Origin of the sequence: Bacillus massiliglaciei, from assembly GCF_900098925.1 — a bacterium.
GTDB classification, from domain to species: Bacteria; Bacillota; Bacilli; order Bacillales; family DSM-1321; genus Peribacillus; species Peribacillus massiliglaciei.
This window is the reverse complement of sequence record NZ_LT622360.1, coordinates 548,489-572,003: the sequence shown is the minus strand read 5'-3', so window position 1 is coordinate 572,003 and position 23,515 is coordinate 548,489. Positions and strand designations below refer to the sequence as shown.

Here is a 23,515-nt window from a genome sequence, read left to right as displayed (position 1 = left end):
TAAAGAAAAACAGGCAAGAAGAGAATGCCGGTATCACTCCGGTCCCCTCCATGCCTGTTAAGTTGAAAATCATTATGCCTTGATCCAGCCTGCATCTGTTGGGTTCATCCGCCACTTTGACAGTTTTTCCATTTCTGCACTGTCGATATATCCTTTATCCCGCGCTACTGAAATCAGAGCAGAATAATCGCTTAACGAAAAGACTTTGATATTTTCTTGAGCAAGCTTTTCTTTTCCGCTTTGAAGCTCATATATAAAAATGGAAACAACCCCGAGCACTTCACAGCCTTCTTCCTGAATTGCCTTTACAGCCGTAATTACGCTGCCGCCCGTTGAAATTAAATCTTCCACTACAACTACTTTTTGCCCTCGCTCGACCTTTCCTTCAATCTGATTGCCTTTTCCATGCGCTTTGGCCTTTGAACGTACATAGCACATAGGCAAGTTCATCTTTTCACTTACCCAGGCCGCATGTGGGATCCCTGCAGTAGCCGTACCCGCAATCACTTCTGCTTCAGGAAAATGCTCTTGAATCAATTGAACCAGTCCGGCTGCAATTTCTTTGCGGACAGCAGGATAGGACAGCGTTAACCGGTTATCGCAATATATGGGTGATTTAATTCCCGACGCCCATGTAAATGGATCGTTGGGCTGTAAGAAGACTGCCTTGATTTCTAATAGATGTTCTGCGATTGTCTGTTTTAACATGTAATTCCCTCCCAAAGTTCCTTCATTTGCAGATAGGCTTGCAGCGGGTTCGGCGATCGTGTGATCGAGCGCCCTACGACGATTGAATCCGCACCAAGATTCCTTGCCTGCTGCGGAGTTGTAATCCGCTTTTGATCGTCTGCAGCATCATTTGCCCTCCTAATTCCAGGAGTGACAGTAATAAAATCACGGCCTATTTCTTCATGAATCGCACCTGCTTCAAAAGGGGAACAAACGACCCCCGCAAGTCCTGCTTCTTTCGAGAGAGCTGCATAATGCAGCACGGAATTAAGGAGGGGGCCTGGAATCAATTGCTCTCTATTCATTTGGGAAGCTGATGTACTGGTCAATTGTGTGACCGCTATGCATTCCGGACGTTTTTGATTGGCAGAAGCGCCTGCATACAGACCTTCTAAAGCTGCCTGCATCATATCTTTGCCTCCTGCTGCATGAACATTCACTAAGTCCGCTCCCAGACCCGCGAGTCCTTTCATCGCCTTTTTCACCGTATTAGGGATATCATGAAGTTTTAAATCAAGGAATACATCGTGTCCTTTATCTTTCAATAAAGTGATAACTGCCGGACCATTTTGATAAAATAATTCCATTCCAACCTTTACAAACAGCTTTTCCTGTCCGAATTGTCTTAAAAATCCTTCTGTTTCTGAAACGTTCGGAAAATCAAGCGCGATGATAAGCGAGCCTCTCATTGGCTTTCCAGCTCCTTCCTATACAGTCTGAAATATGTTCATAACCCAGCTCATCCAATAAGGACGGAAGTTCATCAATAATCTGAGGACAAATATATGGATCTACGAAGTTAGCAGTTCCTATCGCTACAGCACTCGCTCCTGCCGAGAAAAAGTCGATTACATCGGCCGCTGAAGATATTCCGCCCATGCCTATGATTGGCAGGGAAACTTGCTGGCTTACTTCATATATCATCCGGATTGCAACCGGTTTAATCGCCGAGCCCGACAATCCTCCGGTTCCATTTGCCAATATAGGCTTACCAGTCTGCCAATCCAGGCGCATGCCGACTAACGTATTAATCATTGTCAGCCCATCTGCTCCTCCTGCTTCCACTGCTTTCGCCATTTCCACAATATTGCTTACATTCGGAGACAGCTTCACATACACCGGAACAGCCGATACCTCTTTGACAGCTTTCGTTACCGCTAAGGCAACCTCAGGGACCGTACCGAAGGCAATTCCTCCTTCTTTCACATTTGGACATGAAATATTCAATTCTACTGCCTTCACATTCGTTACTTTACTGATTTTTTCGGCAACCTTCACGTATTCCTCAATCTGTGAACCGGCTACATTTGCAATAATCGGAACCTGAAATTGTTCAAGAAAGGCAAGTTCTTCATTTATCACTTTCTCAAGGCCGGGATTTTGCAGACCGATGGCATTTAACATTCCGGCATCCGTTTCAGCTACCCGCGGCGCAGGATTTCCGAACCTTGGAGCAAGCGTCGTTGCTTTAATCATGATGGCACCCAGTGTATCAAGATCAAATAGATTACTGTATTCCCTGCCGAAACCAAAGCATCCGGAAGCCGGCATGACCGGATTTTTCAATGAAAGGCCTGGCAATTCAACTGAAAGTCTATTCATATTATCACCTCTCCTGCACGGAATACCGGCCCGTCACTGCAAATTTTTTTATAAGAAAAGCCGTTTGGATCATCACCTGTATGACAAACGCAGGCAAAACAAGCTCCAATCCCGCAGCCCATTCGTTCTTCAAGGGAAAGATATACTTGTTTGCGCCCGGAATAGTTCGATTCAATGGCCTTGAGCATCGGAGTGGGGCCGCAAGCAAAAACCTTATCGAAAGAAAGTCCGTCATCAAGCTCTTCCATTACATCGGTTACAAAGCCTTTCCTGCCTGAAGACCCATCATCGGTTACAATGTGGGTCTCACCAAGGAGGCTGAATTCTGTTTCATAAAATACAGCTGATGCTGTTTGGAAGCCAAGGACATGAATGACGCTTGCCCCTTTTGCCAAAAGTTCCTTCGAAAGCTGATAAAGCGGAGGAACCCCGATCCCGCCCCCAACCAGCAATACTGTTTCTCCAGGCTTAACCGTATCTTTTGGAAACCCGTTTCCTAATGGGCCCAAGACATCGATCTGTTTGCCTTCCATCCTTCCTGAAAGGACTATAGTTCCCTTTCCCTGTGCCCGGTAGATCATGGTTAATGTATCCTTTTCCTTGTCATATGAAGAGATCGAAATAGGGCGTCTCAATAAAGGCTCCATACCTTCCGCAACTTTAACATGTACAAATTGGCCAGGAAGACTGATATCTGAAACCAGCTCTCCTTGCACAGTCAATTCATAAACATCTTGGGTGAGTTCTTGATGGGAAAGGACCGTCATATTCTCTTTTCTCATGAAAAGCTCACCTCAAGTGTTTTTTGTGTTTTCTCCATGACTTCTGCAGTAAAGGTCATAGATTCCAGCACTCTCAGAATAGCTTCAGCCGTATCAAGCGATGTAAGGCAAGGGATTCCATTTTCAACAGATTCCCGGCGTATCTTAAAGCCGTCACGTTCTGGCTGCTTTCCTTTTGTCAGAGTGTTTATGACGAACTGTGCCTCGTTTTTCCTGATGACATCAATCAAATCTCTTCCCTCTTCGCCAATTTTCCCGACTACATCGGCCGGAATTCCAGACTCTTTTAAATAAGAAGCCGTACCTTGAGTAGCCAGTAATTTAAAGCCGATCGAATGGAACCGCCCTGCAATCTGAATAGCTTCTTCCTTGTCTTTATCAGCAACTGTCAGCAGCACCGAGCCATATTCCTTTATCTTCATTCCGGATGCTACAAGCCCCTTATACAGTGCTTTTTCCAAAGTAGTGTCTTTTCCCATAACTTCACCGGTGGATTTCATTTCTGGCCCTAATGTGATATCTACTCTGCGCAGCTTGGCGAAAGAGAATACAGGCACTTTTACATAAACTCCATTTTTTTCACCTACTAGGCCGGTTTCATAGCCGAGATGTTTCAATGATTGGCCTAAAATGACCTTTGTCGCAAGATTCGCCATCGGCACATTGGTGATTTTGCTCAAAAACGGCACTGTCCGGCTGGATCGCGGATTAACTTCGATAACATACACATCGCCTTTACTGATGACATACTGGATATTCAAAAGGCCGATTATATTCAAGCCTTTGGCCAGGCGTATGGTATAATCCTTGATCGTTTTCTTTTGCTCCTCCGTAAGATTTTGAGGAGGATACACCGCAATCGAATCTCCCGAATGTACACCCGCCCTCTCAATATGCTCCATGATCCCAGGAATCACAACTGTCTCGCCATCCGAAATGGCATCCACTTCGATCTCTCTTCCAGTCAAATAGCGGTCAATCAGCACTGGATGTTCCGGGTTTATTTTCACTGCATTTTTCATATAGTGAAGCAATTCTTCTTTATGGTAAACTATTTCCATGGCTCTTCCGCCTAATACATAAGAAGGACGCACTAAAACAGGGTAGCCGATTTCATCAGCGATAATTACGGCCTCTTCAACAGATGTCGCTGTTTTCCCTTTAGGCTGTGGAATTTGCAGCTTCTGAAGGGCTCGCTCAAACTTATCCCGGTTTTCTGCGCGGTCAAGATTCTCTAGAGAAGTCCCAAGGATTTTCACCCCGCGTTCCACCAACGCCGAAGCGAGATTGATGGCTGTTTGCCCTCCAAACTGGACAATCACTCCTTCTGGCTTTTCTAAATCTATGACATGCATGACATCTTCAATTGTTAATGGTTCGAAATACAGCTTATCTGAAATGCTGAAGTCTGTTGACACTGTTTCAGGGTTATTATTAATAATGATGGCCTCATAGCCCGCTTCCTTTATCGCCCATACAGAGTGAACTGTTGCATAGTCAAATTCCACTCCCTGGCCAATTCTGATCGGCCCTGAACCAAGAACCACAACGCTTTTCTTATCTGAAACGACTGACTCATTTTCTTCCTCATAGGTGCCATAGAAATAAGGAGTCTCTGATTCAAATTCTGCTGCACATGTATCGACCGTTTTATATACTGGGATGATGCCATTCCTTTGTCTGAAGTCATACACTTCTTTTTCGGAAATATCCCATAATTCTGCGATCTTTTTATCGGAAAAACCAAGCTTCTTTGCTTTTTCCGTCTTTTCAGGATCATACTTCGATTCAGTGACTTCCTTTTCGAAGCGGATGATTTTCTCCAATTTGTGCAGGAAGAATAAATCAATCCCGCTCCATTCATGCAATGTTTCAATCGTTACTCCGTTCCTAAGGGCCATACCAATATAGAACAGCCTTTCATCTCCTGCTGTACGAATTCTTTTTTCAATTAAACTGTCGGAAAGCTCCTCATCAAGTTCCAGATGATAGATTCCGGCTTCTAAAGAGCGGACGGCCTTCAGGATTGATTCTTCAAAGGTTCTCCCAATCGCCATTACTTCACCAGTAGCTTTCATCTGTGTACCAAGTTTACGGTTAGCACTCTCAAACTTATCGAAAGGCCAACGGGGAATTTTCGTTACCACATAATCAAGGGCCGGTTCAAAGCTCGCATAGGTTTGCCCAGTTACCGGGTTCAGCATCTCATCGAGGGTCAGTCCTACCGCGATCTTAGCTGCAAGCTTCGCAATCGGATAGCCTGTTGCTTTGGAAGCAAGTGCCGAGGAACGGCTCACTCGCGGATTCACTTCTATTACATAGTACTGGTAGCTGTCAGGATCCAGCGCAAGCTGAACATTACATCCGCCTTCTATATGCAGAGCGCGAATAATTTTAAGAGATGTATTTCGAAGCATTTGATATTCCCGGTCACTTAATGTCTGGCTCGGAGCCGCCACAATGGAATCACCCGTATGAATGCCGACAGGATCAAAATTCTCCATATTGCAGACTACAATCGCATTATCATTCGCGTCACGCATGACTTCATATTCAATTTCCTTGAATCCGGCTATACTTTTTTCAAGAAGACATTGATGAACCGGGCTGCTTTTTAACCCGCCTTCTACGATCTCGATTAATTGTTCCTCATTTTCACATATGCCGCCGCCTGTACCGCCTAACGTAAAAGCTGGTCTGACGATGACTGGATAGCCAACTTGCTCTACAAAGGTGAAAGCTTCAGACAAAGAATGGATAATTTCGCTGTCAGGCACTGGCTCACCGAGCTCATTCATAAGGCTTCGAAATAAATCCCTGTCTTCGGCTTTTTCAATTGCATCCAGCTTTGTTCCAAGTATTTTGACCCCGCACTCTTCCAAAATACCTGATTCAGCAAGTTCTACCGCCATATTAAGTCCGGTTTGACCGCCCAATGTAGGCAAAAGTGCATCTGGACGTTCTTTACGAATAATTTTGCTGACAAATTCAAGCGTAATGGGCTCAATATAAACACTGTCCGCAATCTCACTGTCTGTCATAATTGTTGCAGGATTAGAATTAATCAGGATGACACGGTATCCCTCTTCCTTCAGCGCCATACATGCCTGTGTTCCTGCATAGTCAAACTCCGCTGCCTGTCCGATGATGATTGGTCCTGAACCGATCACCAGAATACTTTTGATATCATTACGCTTCGGCATAACTCATGTCCCCTCTCTTTGCTGCTCTTATATTTTCTAAAAATTGATCAAATAAGTAGTTCGCATCTACCGGTCCTGGAGAAGCTTCTGGATGATATTGAACCGTGAACGCGGAAAACTCCTTATGCTTAAGGCCTTCAACCGTTCCATCATTGACAGCTATATGGGTCACTTCTAAATCAGTGCCGTGAATCGATTCTTCTTTCACGGTGTACCCATGGTTTTGAGAGGTTAATGCTACTTTTCCTGTAGCAAGATCTTTGACCGGATGGTTCGATCCGCGGTGACCGAATGTCAGTTTTTCTGTTTCAGCACCGTTCGCTAAGGCAAACAACTGATGTCCGAGGCAGATTCCAAACAGCGGAATTTTCCCTTGAACCGCCTGAATCATCGGAATTGCCGCTTCAACATCCGTCGGGTCGCCGGGTCCGTTTGACAGCATAATTCCATCCGGATGCAGTCTCATAATTTCTTCTGCGGTTACATTGTAAGGAACGACAATCACGTCACAGTTTCTTTTTGTAAGTTCTCTAAGAATGCCATGCTTCATCCCATAGTCGACGAGTACGACTCTTTCACCGGATCCAGGACTTGCATAAGCTGTCTTTGTTGATACCCGTTTCACTTGATCAATCGGCAGAACAGCAGCCTTCAGCTGGGATAAGACTTCTTCTGCATTTTTGTCTAAGCTGCAGATAACCCCTTTCATTGCTCCGTGCTTTCTGATCAGCCTTGTCAGCTTGCGGGTATCAATCCCGCTGATACCCGGGATATTTACACTTTTCAAATACTCATCCAAAGTCAGCTGATTTCGCCAATTCGATGGAAGATCCGCTACTTCACGAACAATCAGTGCTGAGACAGAAGGGATGATTGACTCAAAGTCATCCCGATTTATGCCGTAATTTCCGATTAATGGATAGGTCAGTGTAACAATTTGTCCGCAATAAGAAGGATCAGATAATATTTCCTGATAGCCTGTCATTCCCGTATTAAATACGACTTCTCCTGTCTTATCTTCATCACTACCAAATGCTTCCCCAATAAATATAGTTCCGTCCTCTAATATCAGCTGCCTTTTCATGCTCGAACACTTCCTTTTTGCCATGCTACTTTTCCTTCAGAAATCGTCATTACCGGCCACCCAGTGCAATACTTGCCTTCGAATGGGGTATTTTTTCCTTTTGATAAAAACTCCGCAGCGTTAATTTCTTGCTGCTGGTTCAGGTCCAGTAACACAAGATCCGCAGGCTCCCCTGCAGCCAATCTGCCATATGGAAGACCAAAGCTTTCAGCCGGCTTAATTGTAAGGAAATCAATCAGCTGTTTTAATGTTATTTTCCCAGTTAGTACTAATTCCGTATACAGCAGCGGAAAGGCTGTTTCCAATCCGACTATCCCAAATGGTGAATCATCCATCCCTTTTGATTTCTCTTCTGCTGTATGAGGAGCATGGTCAGTTGCGATGAAATCAATCGTTCCATCCAGCAATGCTTCCAGCAGTGCTTGCTGATCATCTTTTCCGCGCAAAGGAGGATTCATTTTGTAATTTGTATCTAATCCCGGGATATCTTTTTCACTCAGTAATAAATGATGCGGAGTGACTTCAGCCGTTACTTTCACCCCTGCCCGTTTCGCATCACGGACTGTCCTGATGGACTCTTTTGAACTAATGTGACAGACATGGTAATGGCACTCGGCCGCTTCTGCCAGTAATACGTCTCTGGAAATATGCACCGCTTCACAAACTGAAGGAATTCCGCTGATTCCATGTTTCTTTGAAAATTCACCTTCGTGTACCGATCCTCCATTTATCAAGCTGTTATCTTCACAATGGGCTACGACCGGCATTCCCGCTTTAGCTGCCCGCTTCATTGCCTGAAGCATCATTCCAGCTTCTTGGATGCCTACGCCATCATCTGTAAAGGCAAATGCACCTGCATCCCGTAATGCTGCAAAATCCGTAAGCTCTTCCCCCGCTTCATTGATTGTGATCGAAGCATAAGGAAGCACTCTCACATGTGCCGTTTCTTTAATTTTCTTTTGAAGCTCAAGCATTCTTTCCATCCTATCAGGTACTGGATTCGTATTAGGCATCGGGGCAACCGTTGTGAAGCCCCCTCGTGCAGCAGCCAGGGTTCCTGTAGAGATCGTTTCCTTATGCTCACCGCCTGGTTCGCGAAGATGTACATGAAGATCGATAAACCCCGGGGCAATCAATAATCCCTCAGCATCAATTACCTTTCGTCCCTCTTCTTCCAGATTAGCTCCAATTTTTGTGATCTTTTTACCCTCTATTTCAATATCCGCTTCGTAAAAAGTGTTATTATTATCGAGCAAGACTCCATTTTTGATGATGGTTTTCATAATGTGTTCCCCCTTCTTGATTATCCAAAATAATTTTCATAACTGCCATTCTGATAAAGACACCGTTTTGCATTTGCTTAAATATTCTCGAACGGTCACATTCCACTAATTCACTGTCAATCTCGACCCCTCGGTTTATCGGCGCAGGATGCATGATGATTGCCCCTGGTTTCATCTTTCTTTCCCTTTCCTTCGTCAGTCCATAACGCTCTATGTATCTACTATCCTGAAAGGTTTGCCCTCCATGTCTTTCATGCTGGATTCGGAGAAGCATTACTACATCGGACGTTCTTATTGCTTCCTCAATATGTTCATATCCCCCGGCATATTCTGCTTCATCAAACCACTCAGGCGGTCCTGAAAAGACCACTTCGGCACCGAGTCTTCTAAGGGCAGCTGCATTCGAGCGTGCCACTCTGCTGTGCAGGATATCGCCGATTATCGCTACCTTCAATCCTATAAAACTTTTAAATTCCTGTTTAATGGTCAGCAGATCGAGCAGAGATTGAGTGGGATGATGACCGCACCCATCTCCCGCATTAATAATTGGAATATTCAATTTTCCGGAGAGTTCATTAAAATACGAATCCTGCTCATGCCTGATCACCAGTGCCTGAATCCCAATAGATTCCATTGTTTTTGCCGTGTCGTATAAGGACTCTCCTTTAAGGACGCTTGAACTTCCCGCATCGAAAGGTACGACTTCCAATCCCAATTTTCTTTCCGCTACCTCAAAACTTGTTTTCGTCCTTGTGCTTGGCTCGAAGAAGAGATTCGCTACCATCAGCTGGCTGTTGGGCCGCCAAAGTCCTCCATCTGCAAATGTCTCAGCCTCATCCATTATTCTTTCAATCTCTTGTACTGAAAGATCGTTCATTGTCAGTAGTTGTTTCATTTGATCCTGCTCCCTTCACAAATAGTGTGGGACGGGGATAAAAAAACACCCCGCCATAAGGACAGGGTGCGTGTTTATAAAGACTCGGACAGAAGGATAGATGCAGTCCAACAGCCTTTATAGTTAACACCCTTTCAAGCCTCTCTGGACTTTTCTTAAAAGGTGATACTTTATATTCTTTTATTCATTGCTAAACATATCCGATGAAGCTTTTTCTTTGCCCGGCAATATAAGATTGAGCAGGACGCCCACTATAGCTGCAAGAGCCATACCAGAAAGAGACACTTCATCGCTCAGCTTAAGGAAGGCTCCGCCAATGCCAAGTACCAATATAACCGAAGCAATCATCAAATTGCGCTTCTCATCAAAATTCACTTTATTGTCTACCAGCATTCGCAGACCGCTAGAAGCAATGATCCCGAAAAGCAGGATTGAAATCCCGCCCATTACAGCAGATGGAATCGAGCTGATTACTGCAGAAACCTTCCCGATGAAACCAAAGATGATAGCTGTCAGCGCTGCTCCTCCGATAATATATACGCTGTATGCCCTTGTCATTGTAAGCACTCCAATATTCTCCCCGTAAGAAGTCAACGGCGGTCCGCCGATGATCGACCCGATGACAATGCCTGCTCCATCGCCGAGTATTGAACGGTGCAGGCCTGGCTTTTCAAGAAAGTTTCTTCCCACAACCTTACTCAGAACCATCTGATGTCCAATATGTTCTGACAGCGTCACGACCGCAACCGGAATCATAATGGCAACGACTCCCCATGAAAATGTGGGGGTATAAGAGACAAACGGAACCATAAAATCTGGCATCGCAAACCATTTTGCCTGCCGGATTGGTTCAAAATCAACAATGCCGGCAAAGATGGAACAAATATATCCGACCGTGATTCCGACCAGAATCGGTATAAGCCCGAAAAATCCTTTGAAATAGATGTTGCCGATAATCGTAACAACTAATGTGATAAGAGCAATCGAGATGTTTGTTGCACTGTAAATCTGATTATCTGTATTAGGATTGATATACATGGCCATATTGACTGCAGTCGGAGCCAGGCTCAAACCAATCACCATAATGACAGGACCCACTACAACAGGCGGCAGAATGTTCATCAGCCAATTCAGCCCAGTCTTATAAATGATCAGGGCTACAAGACCGTAAACTAAGCCGGCTGCAAAACAGCCAATCATCGCCGCTTCAGGGCCTCCCGATGCCTTCGCTGCAATGATGGGAGAAATGAACGCGAAGGATGAACCCAGATATGCAGGAATCTTTCCTTTGGTTATGAGTAAATAGGATAAAGTCCCAAGTCCGCTTGAAATTAGGGCTACTCCGGGGCTTAATCCTACTAGGAAAGGCACCAGCACTGTTGCGCCAAACATGGCGAATAAATGCTGTAAACTCAGTGTAAGCCAATGTCCTGGCTTTGGTATGTCTTCTACATCGTACATTGCTTTTTTCTCTATATGCTGTTCCACTGCTACTCCTCCTAGTTGCATCACTGCTGTCTCTAAATGCAAAAACCCTCTTTGTAATTTACAAAGAGGGTTTCACAAAAGATTTCCCTTTAACAGGAAGCCTTCATGTTCCATCCCCTTTGTCAGTCTCTCTGGACCGCCTTTTAAAAAGGGCCTTCTATTCAATTCTCTAAAATGCTTACTTGATCCACTGAATCTACTTCAGTCAGTGTCACGGATATTTTTTCAGACTGGGATGTCGGCACATTCTTTCCGACAAAATCAGCCCTGATCGGCAATTCCCGATGGCCCCGGTCCACCAAAACAGCAAGTTGGATCTGCGATGGTCTTCCAATATCAACAAGGGCATCCATGGCAGCCCGGACCGTCCTGCCGGTATATAAAACATCATCCACTAAAATTGCTTTTTTATCCGTAATATTAACAGGGATGTCAGAGCCTTTTACAATCGGCTGTCCGTCATTCGATTTCTTAGATAAATCATCTCTGTATAAGGTGATGTCCAATTCCCCGACATCAATTGAGTTGCCTTCTATTTGCTTGATTCGTTCGGCCAGTCTGTTAGCGATAAAAATCCCTCTGGTTCGGATTCCAATCAATACACAGTCGCTGATTCCTTTATTTTTCTCGATAATTTGATGGGCAATTCTTGTTAAGGCTCTGGATATGGCCTGTTCGTCGAGCACGATTGCTTTTTCATTTCCCATATTCCGTCTTCCTTTCCTGCCTGATGTTCCCTTTAACAAAAAACCCCTCATACCTATAAGAAGGAATGAGGGGTTTATACGGCAGCAGAACCGTAAATCCGTCTTACCTTCTCAGCCTCTCTGGACTGTGTTAAAGGTTCATTAAGTTATTTTCATTTTATAGGTTTTTTAATAGGATGTCAATTACTTTTTCTAAGATACTCAAGCAAATCTGTCATTTCTTTAGGCAAAGGTGCTTCAAATTCCACATACTCCTTCGAACGCGGGTGGATAAAGCCAAGGAGACCGGCATGGAGAGCCTGTCCATCGATCTTCAGTGTTTTTTTAGGACCGTATTTCGGATCTCCTGCAAGAGGAAAGCCAATATATTTCATATGAACCCTGATTTGATGGGTCCTTCCTGTTTCAAGCTGGCATTCTACAGCCGTGAATGATTTAAATCGCTCGATTACTCTGAAATGCGTTACGGCATGCTTCGAATTCTCGTCCGTCACTGTCATACTTTGACGGTCTCTTTTATCCCGTCCGATCGGAGCATCTATTGTCCCATGATCATGAGGAATTATACCATGGACAATGGCCGTATATTTTCGAGTAACAGTTTTGTCAACCAGCTGCTGAACAAGGCTTTCATGGGCCATGTCATTTTTGGCGACCATCAGCAGACCTGAAGTATCCTTATCAATCCGATGGACGATGCCCGGTCTCATGACCCCATTAATGCCGGATAAGTCTTTACAATGAGCCATCAACCCATTGACCAGAGTACCGCCAGCATGACCCGGCGCAGGATGCACAACCATTCCGCGCGGTTTGTTTACTACTAATACATCCGCATCTTCATAGTAAATATCTAAATCCATTTCCTCCGGTACAACGTCCAGTTCTTCCGGATCAGGAATCGTTACTTCAATGGTTTCTCCAGCACTGCATTTGTAATTGGTCTTCACTGGAGAGCCATTCACCAGGACCATCTGGTCTTTGATTAAAGACTGCACCTGTGTTCTCGACCACTCATCATTCATAGAAGACAGCACTTTATCAAGTCTGATGCCCTTCCATTCTTCTCCAACGCTGTATGTTTCTTTATTCATTCGTTCTCTCCTTAGTCAATTTCTCTTCAAATAGCATATAGATGATCAGCAATACAACACCAATGGTCAGAGCTGAATCAGCAACATTGAAAATCGGGAAGCTGTAGCTGAAAATATATGTATGTATAAAATCAACTACTTCCTGCCGGGCGATGCGGTCAATGAAGTTGCCGATAGCTCCCCCAAGCATGAAGGATAGGGAAACCCCAAGAAACACACTCTTCTTGCCCATTTTTTGGATATAGTAAATCAAGGCCCCGGCAACAACAACGGTAATCAGATAAAAAAACCACATCTGACCTTCGAGAATTCCCCAGGCAGCCCCCCTGTTTCTGTGCGAAGTAATATAAAAGAAATTCTCTATAATTTGGATGCTTTCTCCATATTCCATTTTGGATACAATCAGCCATTTTGTTATTTGATCCAGAATAATAATCAATACCGCAGTCAAATAAAAACGCACATCAACTTCCCCCAAACTAATCAATCTTTCTTTTGCATTGTAGCACAATAGCGGAATTAATACCTAATCTTATAAGGGACAGGCCCGCATATATACAGGGCCAGACCCCTCCCCCGGGATCTGGCCCTGTAACTGCTTATTTATTTACAAAATGATTTTTGACTACTTCCGTACATCTTTTACAAAGAGTCGGATGCTCTTCATCTGTTCCTACTTGTTCACTCACATTCCAGCAGCGTTCGCATGTTTCACCGGAAGCTTTAGTGACCAAGATGGCTGCCTTATCCAGTTTCAGAGAATCTTCTGGTGCCTGTTCGAATGATCCTGCTACGCTAAATTTTGATACGATAAATAACTGTTCAAAGCTTTCTTGGATTGTACCAAGCAGCGTTTTTGTTTCTTCTGTAACAAAAACCTCAACCTGAGCATTCAAGGATTTTCCGATTACTTTTTCATTTCTTGCTTCCTCAAGAGCTTTCAACACATCGTCACGAAGTTTCATGAATTCATTCCATTTTTCTTCGATGCGGGCAGCATCTTGAACAGCAATTTCCTCAGGCATCAGTGTTAGCTGAACACTGTCTTCTTCTACATCCGGAACGAAGGCCCAAACCTCATCAGCAGTATGCGGAAGAATCGGAGACAGAAGCTTAGTCAGGCTTACCAGCACGTCATACAAAACGGTCTGAATAGCCAGTCTGTCTTTGCCATTTGGCGCCTCGCAATATAGAATATCTTTCGCATAGTCCAAATAGAATGAGCTTAAGTCTTGTGTACAGAAATTATTAACCATGTGATAAATAGCTGAGAATTCATACTCGTCATAAGCTTTCTTCGTACCTCTAATCAAATGATTTAATTTCAAAATCATATATTGATCCACTTCACGAAGTTCATCGACTGCCACCTTATCCGTTTCAGGGTTAAACCCAGCAAGATTTCCAAGCAAGAAACGGAATGTGTTGCGGATTTTGCGGTACACCTCAGCAACCTGTTTCAAAATAGGATCTGAAACACGTACATCGGCCTGATAATCAACAGACGCAACCCATAGACGGAGAATATCTCCTCCCAGTTGGTTCATAACCTTAGACGGTACAACTACATTTCCGATAGATTTGCTCATTTTGCGTCCTTCTCCATCCAAAGCAAAGCCGTGGCTGAGGACACCTTTATACGGAGCCTTGCCTGTGACAGCGACACTTGTAGATAAAGAAGAGTTAAACCATCCGCGGTATTGGTCAGATCCTTCGAGATACAGATCAGCAGGACGCTGAAGCCCCTCCCTTTCTTCAAGCACAGCTTGATGGGACGATCCTGAATCGAACCAAACATCCATGATATCTGTTTCCTTCGTGAATGTGCCATTTGGGCTTCCTTCATGTGTAAAGCCCTCTGGAAGAAGATCCTTTGCTTCGCGCTCAAACCATACATTGGAGCCATGCTCCCTGAATAGATTTGATACATGGTCAATCGTTTCATCCGTAATAACCGGTTCTCCATTCTCTGCATAGAACACTGGAATCGGCACACCCCATGCTCTTTGACGGGAGATGACCCAATCGCCGCGGTCACGGACCATATTGAATAATCTTGTTTCCCCCCATGCAGGCACCCATTTTGTTTCCTTTACTGCCTCCAGCAGGTCATTTCGGAAATCCTTGATTGAAGCAAACCATTGCGGAGTTGCCCGGAAAATGGTTGGTTTTTTTGTCCGCCAGTCATGCGGATAAGAGTGTGTAATAAAAGTCAGGTTAAGCAATGCTCCCGCTTCTTTTAACTTCTCAGTGATCGGCTTATTGGCTTCATCATAGAATAAGCCTGCAAATTCACCAGCTTCTTCTGTCATAACACCTTTTTCGTCAACAGGGCAAAGTACATCCAAACCATACTTTTGACCGACGATGAAGTCATCTTCACCGTGTCCGGGTGCAGTATGAACACAGCCTGTTCCTGCATCTGTTGTAACATGTTCTCCAAGCATGACTAATGATTCACGGTCAAACAAAGGATGTTTCGCGATGATTCTGTCTAATTGTGAACCTGACACTTTTTGAACAATCTCAGCTGATTCCCAGCCAATCGCTGATTTAACTGATTCAAGCAGCGCTTCAGCCACCAAATATTTTTCGCCTTCGACAGCAACTACAACATAGTTTAATGAAGGGTGAACAGAAATTCCCAGGTTTGCAGGGATGGTCCATGGAGTTGTTGTCCAGATAACAATTTTAACTCCCTCTTCAAGCACACCTTTGCCATCTGTCACCTCAAAAGCAACATAAATGGAAGCAGAACGCTTATCCTGATATTCGATTTCAGCTTCAGCTAAAGCTGATTCACTTGAAGGAGACCAGTTAACCGGCTTTTTCCCTTTATAGATATACCCTTTTTTCGCCATTCCGCCAAATACTTTAATTTGCTGGGCCTCATATTCCGGCTTCAAAGTAATATACGGATTATCCCAGTCAGCACGGACTCCAAGGCGTTTAAATTGTTCCCTTTGATTGTTAATTTGTTCATATGCATATTTCTCACACAATTTACGGAATTCTGCCACGGTCATTTCTTTCCGCTTAACACCCTTTTTCGTCAAAGCCGTCTCAATTGGCAGACCATGCGTATCCCAGCCTGGCACATACGGTGCATGAAAACCGTTCATAGATTTAAAGCGAACAATGAAATCTTTTAAAACTTTATTTAAAGCGTGCCCCATATGAATATCGCCGTTAGCATAAGGAGGGCCGTCATGCAGAATGAATAAAGGTCTCCCTTTAGTATGCTCCTGAACTTTTTGGTAAATATTCTCCTCTTCCCAGCGAGCCTGGATTTCCGGTTCTCTTTTAGGGAGGTTTCCCCGCATTGGAAAATCAGTTTTAGGCATTAATAATGTATCTTTGTACTCCATCTCTTCTTCCTCCAATTTTTGAATATAAATGTAAAAGAAAAGCAAAGGCAACAGTTTCCGGACAATAAAAAAAGCCCCTCATCCCAAAAGGGACGAGAGAGCTATGCTTCCCGTGGTACCACCCTAGTTAAACAGGATTTCCTCTTCCTTAAAAGGTTCTGTCCTGTTCACTCAAACATCCGTAACGTGAATGAAGCGCCTTATTTACTGACTGCAAAAGCAGTGTTCTATTCGGAACTCGAGGGTGATATTCAATACGCCTTTTCTTTGCCGGGCTCCCACCATCCCCGGTTCGCTAAAAAAGAACTATGGAGCATTTACTGTCCCTGTCATAGTCAGCTTTTCATATTAGATTATTGTTATGAATTATATGCGATAAAAGTGCTTACAGTCAAGGGCAGTTTAATTTTCTTCTTTCCCGCCGGTATGCAGTTCCATATCTGAAGCATCCACTTCGTATTCAAGCAGATGATCCCAATCTTCGCTGTCCAAGAGGTCAAGCTGTGCCTCGACCAGCATTTTGAAACGGGTGCGGAACACTTTGGATTGTTTTTTCAAATCTTCAATGTCCATAGCAATCTTCCTTGCCTTAACCAATGATTCATTTACAATCCTGTCAGCATTCTTTTCCGCTTCCTTCAGAATAAGCTTAGCTTCTTTCTGTGCATTCCGCTTTACTTCCTCAGCAGCTTCCTGTGCAACAAGAATGGACTTATTCAAGGCTCCCTCGATATTATTAAAATGACCAAGGCGATCATGCGTTTCTTCAAGTTTGCTTTCTAAATCCTTTTTTTCTCTTAAAATCAATTCATAATCTTTGATGATTTGATCAAGAAATTCATTTACTTCGTCTTCATCATACCCGCGAAAAGCCTTGCTAAATTCTTTATTATGTATATCTATAGGGGTTAAGGGCATTACGGCACCTCCAAAATTTCTTCTCTTACACTACCTAAGTCTACCATTCGACAAAAAAATAATAAACCCTGTATCTCTATGATTATTTTTTTTTGCCTATATTAATTCTCCATTTATCTTTTTTCGTTTTCCCTTCTATAGAAAAAACCTTACAGCGCCCATACCCTCTGACGGAAAGTATATCTCCTTCACAACAGTCCTCCGTAACAGATTCAGTTTGCTTAAAGTTCAGCTTTACTTTTCCGCCTGCAATCAGAGCTTGAGATTTTTGACGCGAAATATTTAAAATTGTCGATAAAACAGCGTCCAATCTCAAAGAGCTTACCGTACAGGTTTGTTCAATCCATGATTCGGCTTCTGCCGCTATTTTTTCTAACGGAATTCTTTTGACAGTCACAGAAGCTTGTCCGATCTTGTTCAAATTTGCACGTATATAATCACCTATTTCTTCACTTGCAGCAAATTGCACCTGATGTTTTGCAATAAGAATGTCGCCGAACTTTTCACGCTTTAATCCAAGCGACATTAAGCTGCCAAGCACTTGCCGGTGATCCAGTGTTACAAATTTACTCGGATAGACCACTTCATATAAAGCGAGCTGAAAATCTGAAAGCTGAGGAGTCAAATAATCCGGGTAAAGGAGGGCTCTCTTTCTTTCAGCCTGATCCCCGCCCCCGAAAAATTCCAGTCCCGCTTCCGGATCGTTTCCTAAAATGGCTGTGAGGATTTGCTGCTGGCGCGGATCAAGAAAATCAGTCAATTTAGGAGAATAGTTTCTCTTAACCAAATCAATCCATCCCAATGACTGATCAATGAACTCTTTTTCATCCGGCCGGTAATGCTGGTAAATACTCATGATAAAACACCTCTCGCCACATACTCTAATTCTGGGAACTCACTAAACTCAGGCAATCCAATTGAAGACTTGATTCAAACCGGCTCCGGCAAAACGGAGCACAAGCAAGGCAACAATCGGTGAAAAGTCGATCATCCCCAGCGGCGGGATAAAACGTCTGAACTGTTCTAAATACGGTTCGCAAATACGGGTCAGCATCTGTCCAATCGCTGATTCTCTTGCATTTGGAAACCATGACATGAAAATGTAAACAATCAAGGCGATTGAATAGATTTCCAGCAAATAGCTTAACACATTATATAATACGATCATTTACTATTACCACCTCGTTTCATCAAATCCTTCTTCTGCCGCCAGACCGGTAATATTTCCTGATACATCCACGTTGTCAGGGGTGCAGAGGAAAATATCCGTGCCTATTTTTTGAATATCGCCGCTTATTGCATAAACCGTTCCGCTCAGAAAATCCACAATTCTTTTTCCTTGTTCATGCTGTATACGCTGCAAATTAACTACGACAGCGCGTCTGTTCTTCAAATGATCCGCAACTTCTTGCGCTTCTGCGTAGGCCCGCGGCTCTAATAATACTACCTTAGAGGATTTCTGAACACTTTGCAAACTTACGACATTTTGATTGGCAGCCCCTGAAGTTGTTGAAGAAGAAGCATATTTAGTCGATTTCGGCTGTTTGGAATCCTCCGGCTCTTCTTCCACAATTTCTTCTCTGTATTCATATTCATCTTCCAGTGCGAAAAGAGATTTTAATTTTGTTACAAGCGACATCCAATCTCCTCCTTAAATTTCTTTGCCCACCAATGCAGTCCCAATACGGATCATGGTTGCGCCTTCTTCAATCGCGATAGGGAAATCATTGGACATTCCCATTGACAGTTCAGTACACGGAGCATTGCTAAAGCGGGCTTCCTGCACTTCAGCCTGAAGTTCCTTCAATCGGCGAAAACAGGATCTGATTTGTTCTTTATCATCTGTCAGCGGAGCCATTGTCATCAGACCGGAGACAATTACTCGGTCGTATGCGCTGATATCCCGGATAAAATCCATTACATCCTCACGAGGCATCCCATGCTTTGTATCTTCTCCGGATATATTAACCTGCACTAAACATTTTATCGGTTCTTTGGCACGTTTGTGTATTTCTTCTGCAAGAGAAATCCGGTCCAGTGAATGAATATATGAGACCTTATCAATTATTTTTTTTACTTTTCTGGTTTGAAGCGTTCCAATAAAATGCCAGTTAGGCTCGTCTTTCAAAACTTCATATTTATCAAGTAGACCTTCATCCCGGTTTTCGCCCAGATTCGTGATTCCTGCTTCTAAAGCTTCTTTGGCACGTGCTGCAGAAACATATTTAGTCACTGCTATGATTGTGATTTCATTGCTTTCCCTGCCGGTTTTCAGACAGGCTTCCTCTATTTGTCTCTCGATGATTTTTAATTGATCTGCAACTTTCAATTTGGATTAGTCCTCCTTCCAACCGATAAAACCCAGCATTCTTCCTGTCTTTCCCTTATCTCTTCGATGGGAAAAAAACAAATCCTGATGGCAGCTTGTACATAAAGAAGATATTTGTATCTGGTCCTTAGGGACACCAGCCTTTTCAATCAGCATTTGATTCATCATTTTTAAGTCAAGCTGAAATTGACCATGACTAATTAAATTATATGGCTTTTCGTCACTATCTTCCAGCAATTTTTGCACTCTGCTCATTACACGGTCATCTACTATGTAGCAATTGCGGCAAATGGACGGACCGATTGCCGCAAAAATATCTTCTGAAGCAATTCCTTCCTCATTCCATCGACGGATCATCTCTCCCGCAATATCAGAAACTGTCCCCTTCCAGCCAGCATGGGCAGTCCCAACCATTACGTGCTTTGGAGCATAAAAAAATAACGGAACACAATCAGCAAAGCAGAGCGTAAGCAAAACATTTCTGTCAGAAGTGTATAATCCGTCAGTGGCAAGGAATCCTGATGTATAATCTGATGCCCCCTTGCCTGAATCGGCACTCTTTACTTTTACAATCCGTATGTCGTGTGTCTGCTCTGCCCCTGTCCAGTTTTCTATAGGAAAATCTAATTCCTTTGCTAGTATCTGACGGTTTCCCCTAACATCCTCTTCCAAGTCTCCAACATGGAAACCTGTGTTCAATGAAAAATAGGGTGTCTTTCCGATTCCGCCGTTCTTTGTTGTAAATCCTGCTGTCAGTCTCGGATCTTCAGCCGTCCAGTCTTCAATCAGCAAAAATTGATCTTTTGATAAAATGAATGGTTCCTTCATCTTTTACCTCTTTTTTGTTCTAGTGTACCATACTATAACGCGAATCGCCGCTTAAAACCTTTCTTCAGTTAGGTGAGGCTGAGTCGGTGTGAAATATTCAACCAGAATCACATCCGAACCAATCTTTTTGATTTTATGCCACGGAATAACGATATCCTGTTCCCTAGAAAAAAAGCCCATAAACCTGCCGCTGTTGGCTACTACAATAGCTTCTATCTTTCCAGTTGATACGTTAATCTCTAAATCAGCCAGATTTCCCAGTTTACGTCCGTCCGCAATGTTAACAATATCTTTAATCTGGAATTCAGAAATCCTGAACATCGTTTCAGTCATCTCCTATTCGTCACAACTTTAACGGCAGTCGCACGTTCCGTATTTCTTATGTATATGAACAGATCAAGAAAACAATGATAATTCCCCAGAGGGCAAATAAAAAAGCTCTCTGCAGACCGGTAAGGACAGACAGTGCAAACGAAAAAGATCTTGCTGCACTGTCCTCATCACTTTACCGATTAACAGAAGCTTTATTGCTGAATATTTTTATTCATTTGACGGATAGCTGCCTTTTCAAGACGGGAAACCTGGGCTTGAGAAATTCCAATTTCCTCTGCAACCTCCATTTGGGTTTTTCCTTGAAAAAACCGTTTTCTAAGTATCATTTTTTCCCTTTCATTCAATCGCCTCATTCCTTCATTAATGGCGATCTCATCAATCCATGTACTGTCCTTATTCTTTTCATCGCTTAGCTGGTCAAGGACATATATGGGATCCCCTCCGTCATTGTAAATCGGTTCAAACAGTGAAACGGGATCCTGAATGGCGTCTAAGGCAAAAACAATTTCTTCATGAGGAACATCCAATACTCTTGCTATTTCCTCAGCAGTCGGCTCTCTAAGAGTCTGACTGATCAATTTTTCCTTTACCTGCAATGCCTTATAGGCGATATCTCTCAGAGAACGGGAAACTCTGATTGGGTTATTATCGCGCAAGTATCGTCTGATTTCCCCTATAATCATTGGGACTGCATATGTCGAGAATTTGACATTCTGCCCTAAATCAAAGTTATCAATTGACTTCATTAATCCTATACAGCCTACCTGAAATAGATCATCTACATATTCCCCTCGGTTATTGAAGCGCTGAATCACGCTCAATACGAGTCTAAGATTCCCGTTTACCAGTTTTTCTCTAGCTGAAATATCGCCTTCGTGCATTTCTTTAAAGAGCTTTCTCATTTCTTCATTTTTTAAAACCGGTAATTTTGATGTATCGACTCCGCAGATTTCAACCTTGTTTCGAGACAAATTAATTCCCTCCTCACAGGAGCGCTGTACAAAAATCAGTATCTCCGCGGGAGGGAAAAATATGCATAAATGCTATTCTGAAAAAATTTTATCATTAGAGAGTTTAACGCCAGCCCTTGCTGTAATCACAACTCTGCTGAAAAAATCAAACCATTTTATTAAATTCTTTTCTTAACCTTTTTATGATCCGTTTTTCCAGCCTGGAAATATAGGACTGTGAAATCCCCAGCATATCTGCAACATCCTTCTGTGTTTTTTCTTCCTCGCCGGCAAGGCCGAATCTAAGCTCCATAATTTGTTTTTCTCTGTCGGAAAGCTGGGTCAGCGCTTTAATAAGCAGTTTTTTATCTACATTTGCCTCCAGGTCTTTCGTGATAATATCATCATCTGTACCTAAAACATCTGAAAGCAGGAGCTCATTTCCATCCCAGTCAATGTTAAGGGGCTCATCAAATGAAACCTCAGAGCGAATTTTATTATTTCTTCTCAGGTACATCAGTATTTCATTCTCAATGCATCTGGAGGCATATGTAGCCAGCTTAATTTTCTTTTCTGGATTAAATGTATTAACAGCCTTTATAAGACCGATTGTACCGATGCTGATCAAATCTTCAATATTAATCCCGGTATTTTCAAATTTCCTGGCAATATAGACAACAAGCCGCAGATTTCGTTCAATCAAAATTGACCTTGCCGCTTGATCCCCTTTAGGAAGTTTATTGATTAAGACCAATTCCTCCTCCTTTGATAGCGGAGGCGGAAGAGCCTCACTTCCTCCAATATAAAAAACTTCATCCGTTTTCAGCCCAAGTTTGAACAGCAGTTTATACCAATAGTAATTGAGGCGAAGAATAAATTTCTTCACAAATAAACCCCCTTCATATATTTCATTTGCTGCGTGTTATGAAGCGTTGCTTCCCGGAATTCCCGTCAGCATTTTAGGATGGATGATACATTGATAGCTTTTATCTGAGGAAAGCTGCAAATTTGAAAAAGAAACAAGTACTTTAGTCAAACGGTACTCTTTTTCGCCTTGGATAATTTGCACAAAATCCGGCTTTACCGCAGTCAGAAGCTGATGTTCATGTCCAATTACCTTATAAGGAATAATCCGGATTCGTCCCGCCCAGGAGCAATTGTAGCCGTTCTCCTCCTCTTTCATCCATTGTTCCGGATCTACAAAAACAGGGAGCATATCCGCGGGCATGTCCGATTCAAGTCCTTTTAAAGAAATAATCATAACCGGAGCTCCGCTTAACGGATCATACAATTGGTTTCCGCTGTCAATCAGCCCTTGGAAACGTCCCTCAAATCCCTCTATTTTTGTAATAACCTCAACCATCTGCTGATGATTAAGTTTGGTTATTTCCATTCCGTCCAGAGTATGTTTCGAGAATAGCCAGGCAAGCGGAAATCCCACTGCAATGAAAATCCAGCTTACAGGATCCCCATATTGGTTAATGCTTGATCCCATAGCCTGATTTGCCATCAAGATATTTTCTTCAAATAAGTAGTGCATCCCCAGCAATATTCCTCCGGATAAGAAGGTTATAAAATACAAAGTGGCAGCCGCCTTAAAAAAATGTTTTAAGCGGGTGTATCCAAATACAATGAGCACCATCAGAATCGAAAAAGATATTTTGACCAGGACATGTTCGGCAAACTTTGAATAGGGAGTAAAGGCTAACAGTACGATCAGGGAGCCGGCAAACCCGCCTAAAGCAAGCCTCCACAGTGACACCCTGCTCTTCAGGAGAACGGACGTCCAATATAAAAGCAAAGTGTCAAAAATCCAGTTTAATAACCAAATAATATCTAAATATAAATACAAATCCTCCCCTCCAGCCTGTAAGCTTCTCTTAGAAAAAAGTATAGCTTACCTTTCAAAGGAAAGTGTGTCA

23 protein-coding genes and 1 other annotated feature are annotated in these 23,515 nt (G+C 43.1%); all 23 genes read right to left on the bottom strand.

From position 1 onward, the window contains the following. Positions 1 to 72: 72 nt before the first annotated feature. The 23 genes from pyrE to spoIIGA all read right to left on the bottom strand — a co-directional run bounded on the left by pyrE (position 73) and on the right by spoIIGA (position 23,445). On the bottom strand, positions 73 to 708 hold the full coding sequence (gene pyrE, locus BQ4305_RS19330; protein WP_110929359.1) for an orotate phosphoribosyltransferase: 636 nt from the start codon (positions 706 to 708) through the stop codon (positions 73 to 75). Beyond that, on the bottom strand, positions 702 to 1,418 hold the full coding sequence (gene pyrF, locus BQ4305_RS19325) for an orotidine-5'-phosphate decarboxylase (RefSeq protein ID WP_110929358.1): 717 nt from the start codon (positions 1,416 to 1,418) through the stop codon (positions 702 to 704). The genes pyrE and pyrF overlap by 7 nt, the downstream gene beginning before the upstream one ends. After that, entirely contained in the window at positions 1,390 to 2,331 is a 942-nt protein-coding gene (locus tag BQ4305_RS19320) for a dihydroorotate dehydrogenase (protein ID WP_110929357.1), read from the bottom strand. Before BQ4305_RS19320 ends, pyrF begins: the two co-directional genes overlap by 29 nt. Beyond that, positions 2,328 to 3,113, bottom strand: coding sequence for a dihydroorotate dehydrogenase electron transfer subunit (locus BQ4305_RS19315; RefSeq protein WP_110929356.1), 786 nt, complete (start codon positions 3,111 to 3,113; stop codon positions 2,328 to 2,330). Before BQ4305_RS19315 ends, BQ4305_RS19320 begins: the two co-directional genes overlap by 4 nt. Beyond that, positions 3,110 to 6,316: a carbamoyl-phosphate synthase large subunit gene (gene carB / locus BQ4305_RS19310; protein ID WP_110929355.1), complete on the bottom strand. Its 3,207-nt coding sequence runs from the start codon at positions 6,314 to 6,316 to the stop codon at positions 3,110 to 3,112. Before carB ends, BQ4305_RS19315 begins: the two co-directional genes overlap by 4 nt. Next, entirely contained in the window at positions 6,303 to 7,400 is a 1,098-nt protein-coding gene (locus tag BQ4305_RS19305) for a carbamoyl phosphate synthase small subunit (protein WP_110929354.1), read from the bottom strand. The genes carB and BQ4305_RS19305 overlap by 14 nt, the downstream gene beginning before the upstream one ends. Continuing rightward, the gene (locus BQ4305_RS19300; protein WP_110929353.1) at positions 7,397 to 8,683 is read right to left on the bottom strand and encodes a dihydroorotase; all 1,287 of its coding nucleotides are present in this window, start codon (positions 8,681 to 8,683) and stop codon (positions 7,397 to 7,399) included. Before BQ4305_RS19300 ends, BQ4305_RS19305 begins: the two co-directional genes overlap by 4 nt. Further along, a complete protein-coding gene (locus BQ4305_RS19295) occupies positions 8,646 to 9,578 on the bottom strand; it encodes an aspartate carbamoyltransferase catalytic subunit (protein WP_110929352.1) in 933 nt (310 codons plus the stop codon). The genes BQ4305_RS19300 and BQ4305_RS19295 overlap by 38 nt, the downstream gene beginning before the upstream one ends. Positions 9,579 to 9,758: 180 nt before the next feature. Further along, positions 9,759 to 11,087, bottom strand: coding sequence for a uracil-xanthine permease family protein (locus tag BQ4305_RS19290; RefSeq protein WP_110929699.1), 1,329 nt, complete (start codon positions 11,085 to 11,087; stop codon positions 9,759 to 9,761). 140 nt (positions 11,088 to 11,227) lie between these two features. Beyond that, the gene (gene pyrR, locus BQ4305_RS19285) at positions 11,228 to 11,773 is read right to left on the bottom strand and encodes a bifunctional pyr operon transcriptional regulator/uracil phosphoribosyltransferase PyrR (protein WP_110929351.1); all 546 of its coding nucleotides are present in this window, start codon (positions 11,771 to 11,773) and stop codon (positions 11,228 to 11,230) included. A gap of 179 nt (positions 11,774 to 11,952) precedes the next feature. Next, the gene (locus tag BQ4305_RS19280) at positions 11,953 to 12,867 is read right to left on the bottom strand and encodes an RluA family pseudouridine synthase (RefSeq protein ID WP_110929350.1); all 915 of its coding nucleotides are present in this window, start codon (positions 12,865 to 12,867) and stop codon (positions 11,953 to 11,955) included. Beyond that, the gene (lspA, locus tag BQ4305_RS19275) at positions 12,860 to 13,330 is read right to left on the bottom strand and encodes a signal peptidase II (protein WP_110929349.1); all 471 of its coding nucleotides are present in this window, start codon (positions 13,328 to 13,330) and stop codon (positions 12,860 to 12,862) included. Before lspA ends, BQ4305_RS19280 begins: the two co-directional genes overlap by 8 nt. A gap of 136 nt (positions 13,331 to 13,466) precedes the next feature. Next, a complete protein-coding gene (gene ileS, locus BQ4305_RS19270) occupies positions 13,467 to 16,235 on the bottom strand; it encodes an isoleucine--tRNA ligase (protein ID WP_110929348.1) in 2,769 nt (922 codons plus the stop codon). Positions 16,236 to 16,320: 85 nt separating this feature from the next. After that, positions 16,321 to 16,577: a binding site (T-box leader), on the bottom strand. A 60-nt stretch (positions 16,578 to 16,637) separates the two neighbouring features. Next, positions 16,638 to 17,153, bottom strand: coding sequence for a DivIVA domain-containing protein (locus BQ4305_RS19265; protein ID WP_110929347.1), 516 nt, complete (start codon positions 17,151 to 17,153; stop codon positions 16,638 to 16,640). Between the two features lie 82 nt (positions 17,154 to 17,235). Further along, positions 17,236 to 18,009 carry a YlmH family RNA-binding protein gene (locus tag BQ4305_RS19260; RefSeq protein WP_110929346.1) on the bottom strand — a complete coding sequence of 258 codons (774 nt, stop codon included), beginning with the start codon at positions 18,007 to 18,009 and terminating at the stop codon, positions 17,236 to 17,238. 48 nt (positions 18,010 to 18,057) lie between these two features. Further along, entirely contained in the window at positions 18,058 to 18,321 is a 264-nt protein-coding gene (locus tag BQ4305_RS19255; protein ID WP_110929345.1) for a YggT family protein, read from the bottom strand. Between the two features lie 6 nt (positions 18,322 to 18,327). After that, on the bottom strand, positions 18,328 to 18,792 hold the full coding sequence (locus tag BQ4305_RS19250) for a cell division protein SepF (protein WP_110929344.1): 465 nt from the start codon (positions 18,790 to 18,792) through the stop codon (positions 18,328 to 18,330). Positions 18,793 to 18,804: 12 nt separating this feature from the next. Continuing rightward, a complete protein-coding gene (locus tag BQ4305_RS19245; RefSeq protein WP_110929343.1) occupies positions 18,805 to 19,482 on the bottom strand; it encodes a YggS family pyridoxal phosphate-dependent enzyme in 678 nt (225 codons plus the stop codon). 6 nt (positions 19,483 to 19,488) lie between these two features. Continuing rightward, positions 19,489 to 20,310, bottom strand: coding sequence for a peptidoglycan editing factor PgeF (pgeF, locus tag BQ4305_RS19240; protein WP_110929342.1), 822 nt, complete (start codon positions 20,308 to 20,310; stop codon positions 19,489 to 19,491). Between the two features lie 51 nt (positions 20,311 to 20,361). After that, positions 20,362 to 20,631 (bottom strand): YlmC/YmxH family sporulation protein, encoded by a 270-nt coding sequence (locus BQ4305_RS19235; protein WP_110929341.1) that lies wholly within the window; start codon positions 20,629 to 20,631, stop codon positions 20,362 to 20,364. 203 nt (positions 20,632 to 20,834) lie between these two features. Beyond that, positions 20,835 to 21,614, bottom strand: a complete 780-nt coding sequence (sigG, locus tag BQ4305_RS19230; RefSeq protein WP_110929340.1) for an RNA polymerase sporulation sigma factor SigG — start codon at positions 21,612 to 21,614, stop codon at positions 20,835 to 20,837. A 145-nt stretch (positions 21,615 to 21,759) separates the two neighbouring features. Then, positions 21,760 to 22,479: an RNA polymerase sporulation sigma factor SigE gene (sigE, locus tag BQ4305_RS19225; protein ID WP_110929339.1), complete on the bottom strand. Its 720-nt coding sequence runs from the start codon at positions 22,477 to 22,479 to the stop codon at positions 21,760 to 21,762. 36 nt (positions 22,480 to 22,515) lie between these two features. Further along, positions 22,516 to 23,445: a sigma-E processing peptidase SpoIIGA gene (spoIIGA, locus tag BQ4305_RS19220; RefSeq protein ID WP_199880765.1), complete on the bottom strand. Its 930-nt coding sequence runs from the start codon at positions 23,443 to 23,445 to the stop codon at positions 22,516 to 22,518. Between the last annotated feature and the right edge of the window lie 70 nt (positions 23,446 to 23,515).

Excerpts from the sequence above, each read along its gene's own strand:
- BQ4305_RS19255 (WP_110929345.1), bottom strand. The coding sequence starts at position 18,321 with ATGATCGTATTATATAATGTGTTAAGCTATTTGCTGGAAATCTATTCA.
- BQ4305_RS19315 (WP_110929356.1), bottom strand. The coding sequence starts at position 3,113 with ATGAGAAAAGAGAATATGACGGTCCTTTCCCATCAAGAACTCACCCAA.
- pgeF (WP_110929342.1), bottom strand. The coding sequence starts at position 20,310 with ATGAAGGAACCATTCATTTTATCAAAAGATCAATTTTTGCTGATTGAA.
- BQ4305_RS19235 (WP_110929341.1), bottom strand. The coding sequence starts at position 20,631 with ATGTTCAGGATTTCTGAATTCCAGATTAAAGATATTGTTAACATTGCG.
- BQ4305_RS19265 (WP_110929347.1), bottom strand. The coding sequence starts at position 17,153 with ATGCCCTTAACCCCTATAGATATACATAATAAAGAATTTAGCAAGGCT.
- BQ4305_RS19290 (WP_110929699.1), bottom strand. The coding sequence starts at position 11,087 with ATGCAACTAGGAGGAGTAGCAGTGGAACAGCATATAGAGAAAAAAGCA.
- BQ4305_RS19250 (WP_110929344.1), bottom strand. The coding sequence starts at position 18,792 with ATGTCGCTTGTAACAAAATTAAAATCTCTTTTCGCACTGGAAGATGAA.
- pyrE (WP_110929359.1), bottom strand. The coding sequence starts at position 708 with ATGTTAAAACAGACAATCGCAGAACATCTATTAGAAATCAAGGCAGTC.
- BQ4305_RS19300 (WP_110929353.1), bottom strand. The coding sequence starts at position 8,683 with ATGAAAACCATCATCAAAAATGGAGTCTTGCTCGATAATAATAACACT.
- BQ4305_RS19280 (WP_110929350.1), bottom strand. The coding sequence starts at position 12,867 with ATGAATAAAGAAACATACAGCGTTGGAGAAGAATGGAAGGGCATCAGA.
- pyrF (WP_110929358.1), bottom strand. The coding sequence starts at position 1,418 with ATGAGAGGCTCGCTTATCATCGCGCTTGATTTTCCGAACGTTTCAGAA.
- ileS (WP_110929348.1), bottom strand. The coding sequence starts at position 16,235 with ATGGAGTACAAAGATACATTATTAATGCCTAAAACTGATTTTCCAATG.
- carB (WP_110929355.1), bottom strand. The coding sequence starts at position 6,316 with ATGCCGAAGCGTAATGATATCAAAAGTATTCTGGTGATCGGTTCAGGA.
- pyrR (WP_110929351.1), bottom strand. The coding sequence starts at position 11,773 with ATGGGAAATGAAAAAGCAATCGTGCTCGACGAACAGGCCATATCCAGA.
- BQ4305_RS19295 (WP_110929352.1), bottom strand. The coding sequence starts at position 9,578 with ATGAAACAACTACTGACAATGAACGATCTTTCAGTACAAGAGATTGAA.
- BQ4305_RS19305 (WP_110929354.1), bottom strand. The coding sequence starts at position 7,400 with ATGAAAAGGCAGCTGATATTAGAGGACGGAACTATATTTATTGGGGAA.
- BQ4305_RS19260 (WP_110929346.1), bottom strand. The coding sequence starts at position 18,009 with ATGAGTATTTACCAGCATTACCGGCCGGATGAAAAAGAGTTCATTGAT.
- BQ4305_RS19320 (WP_110929357.1), bottom strand. The coding sequence starts at position 2,331 with ATGAATAGACTTTCAGTTGAATTGCCAGGCCTTTCATTGAAAAATCCG.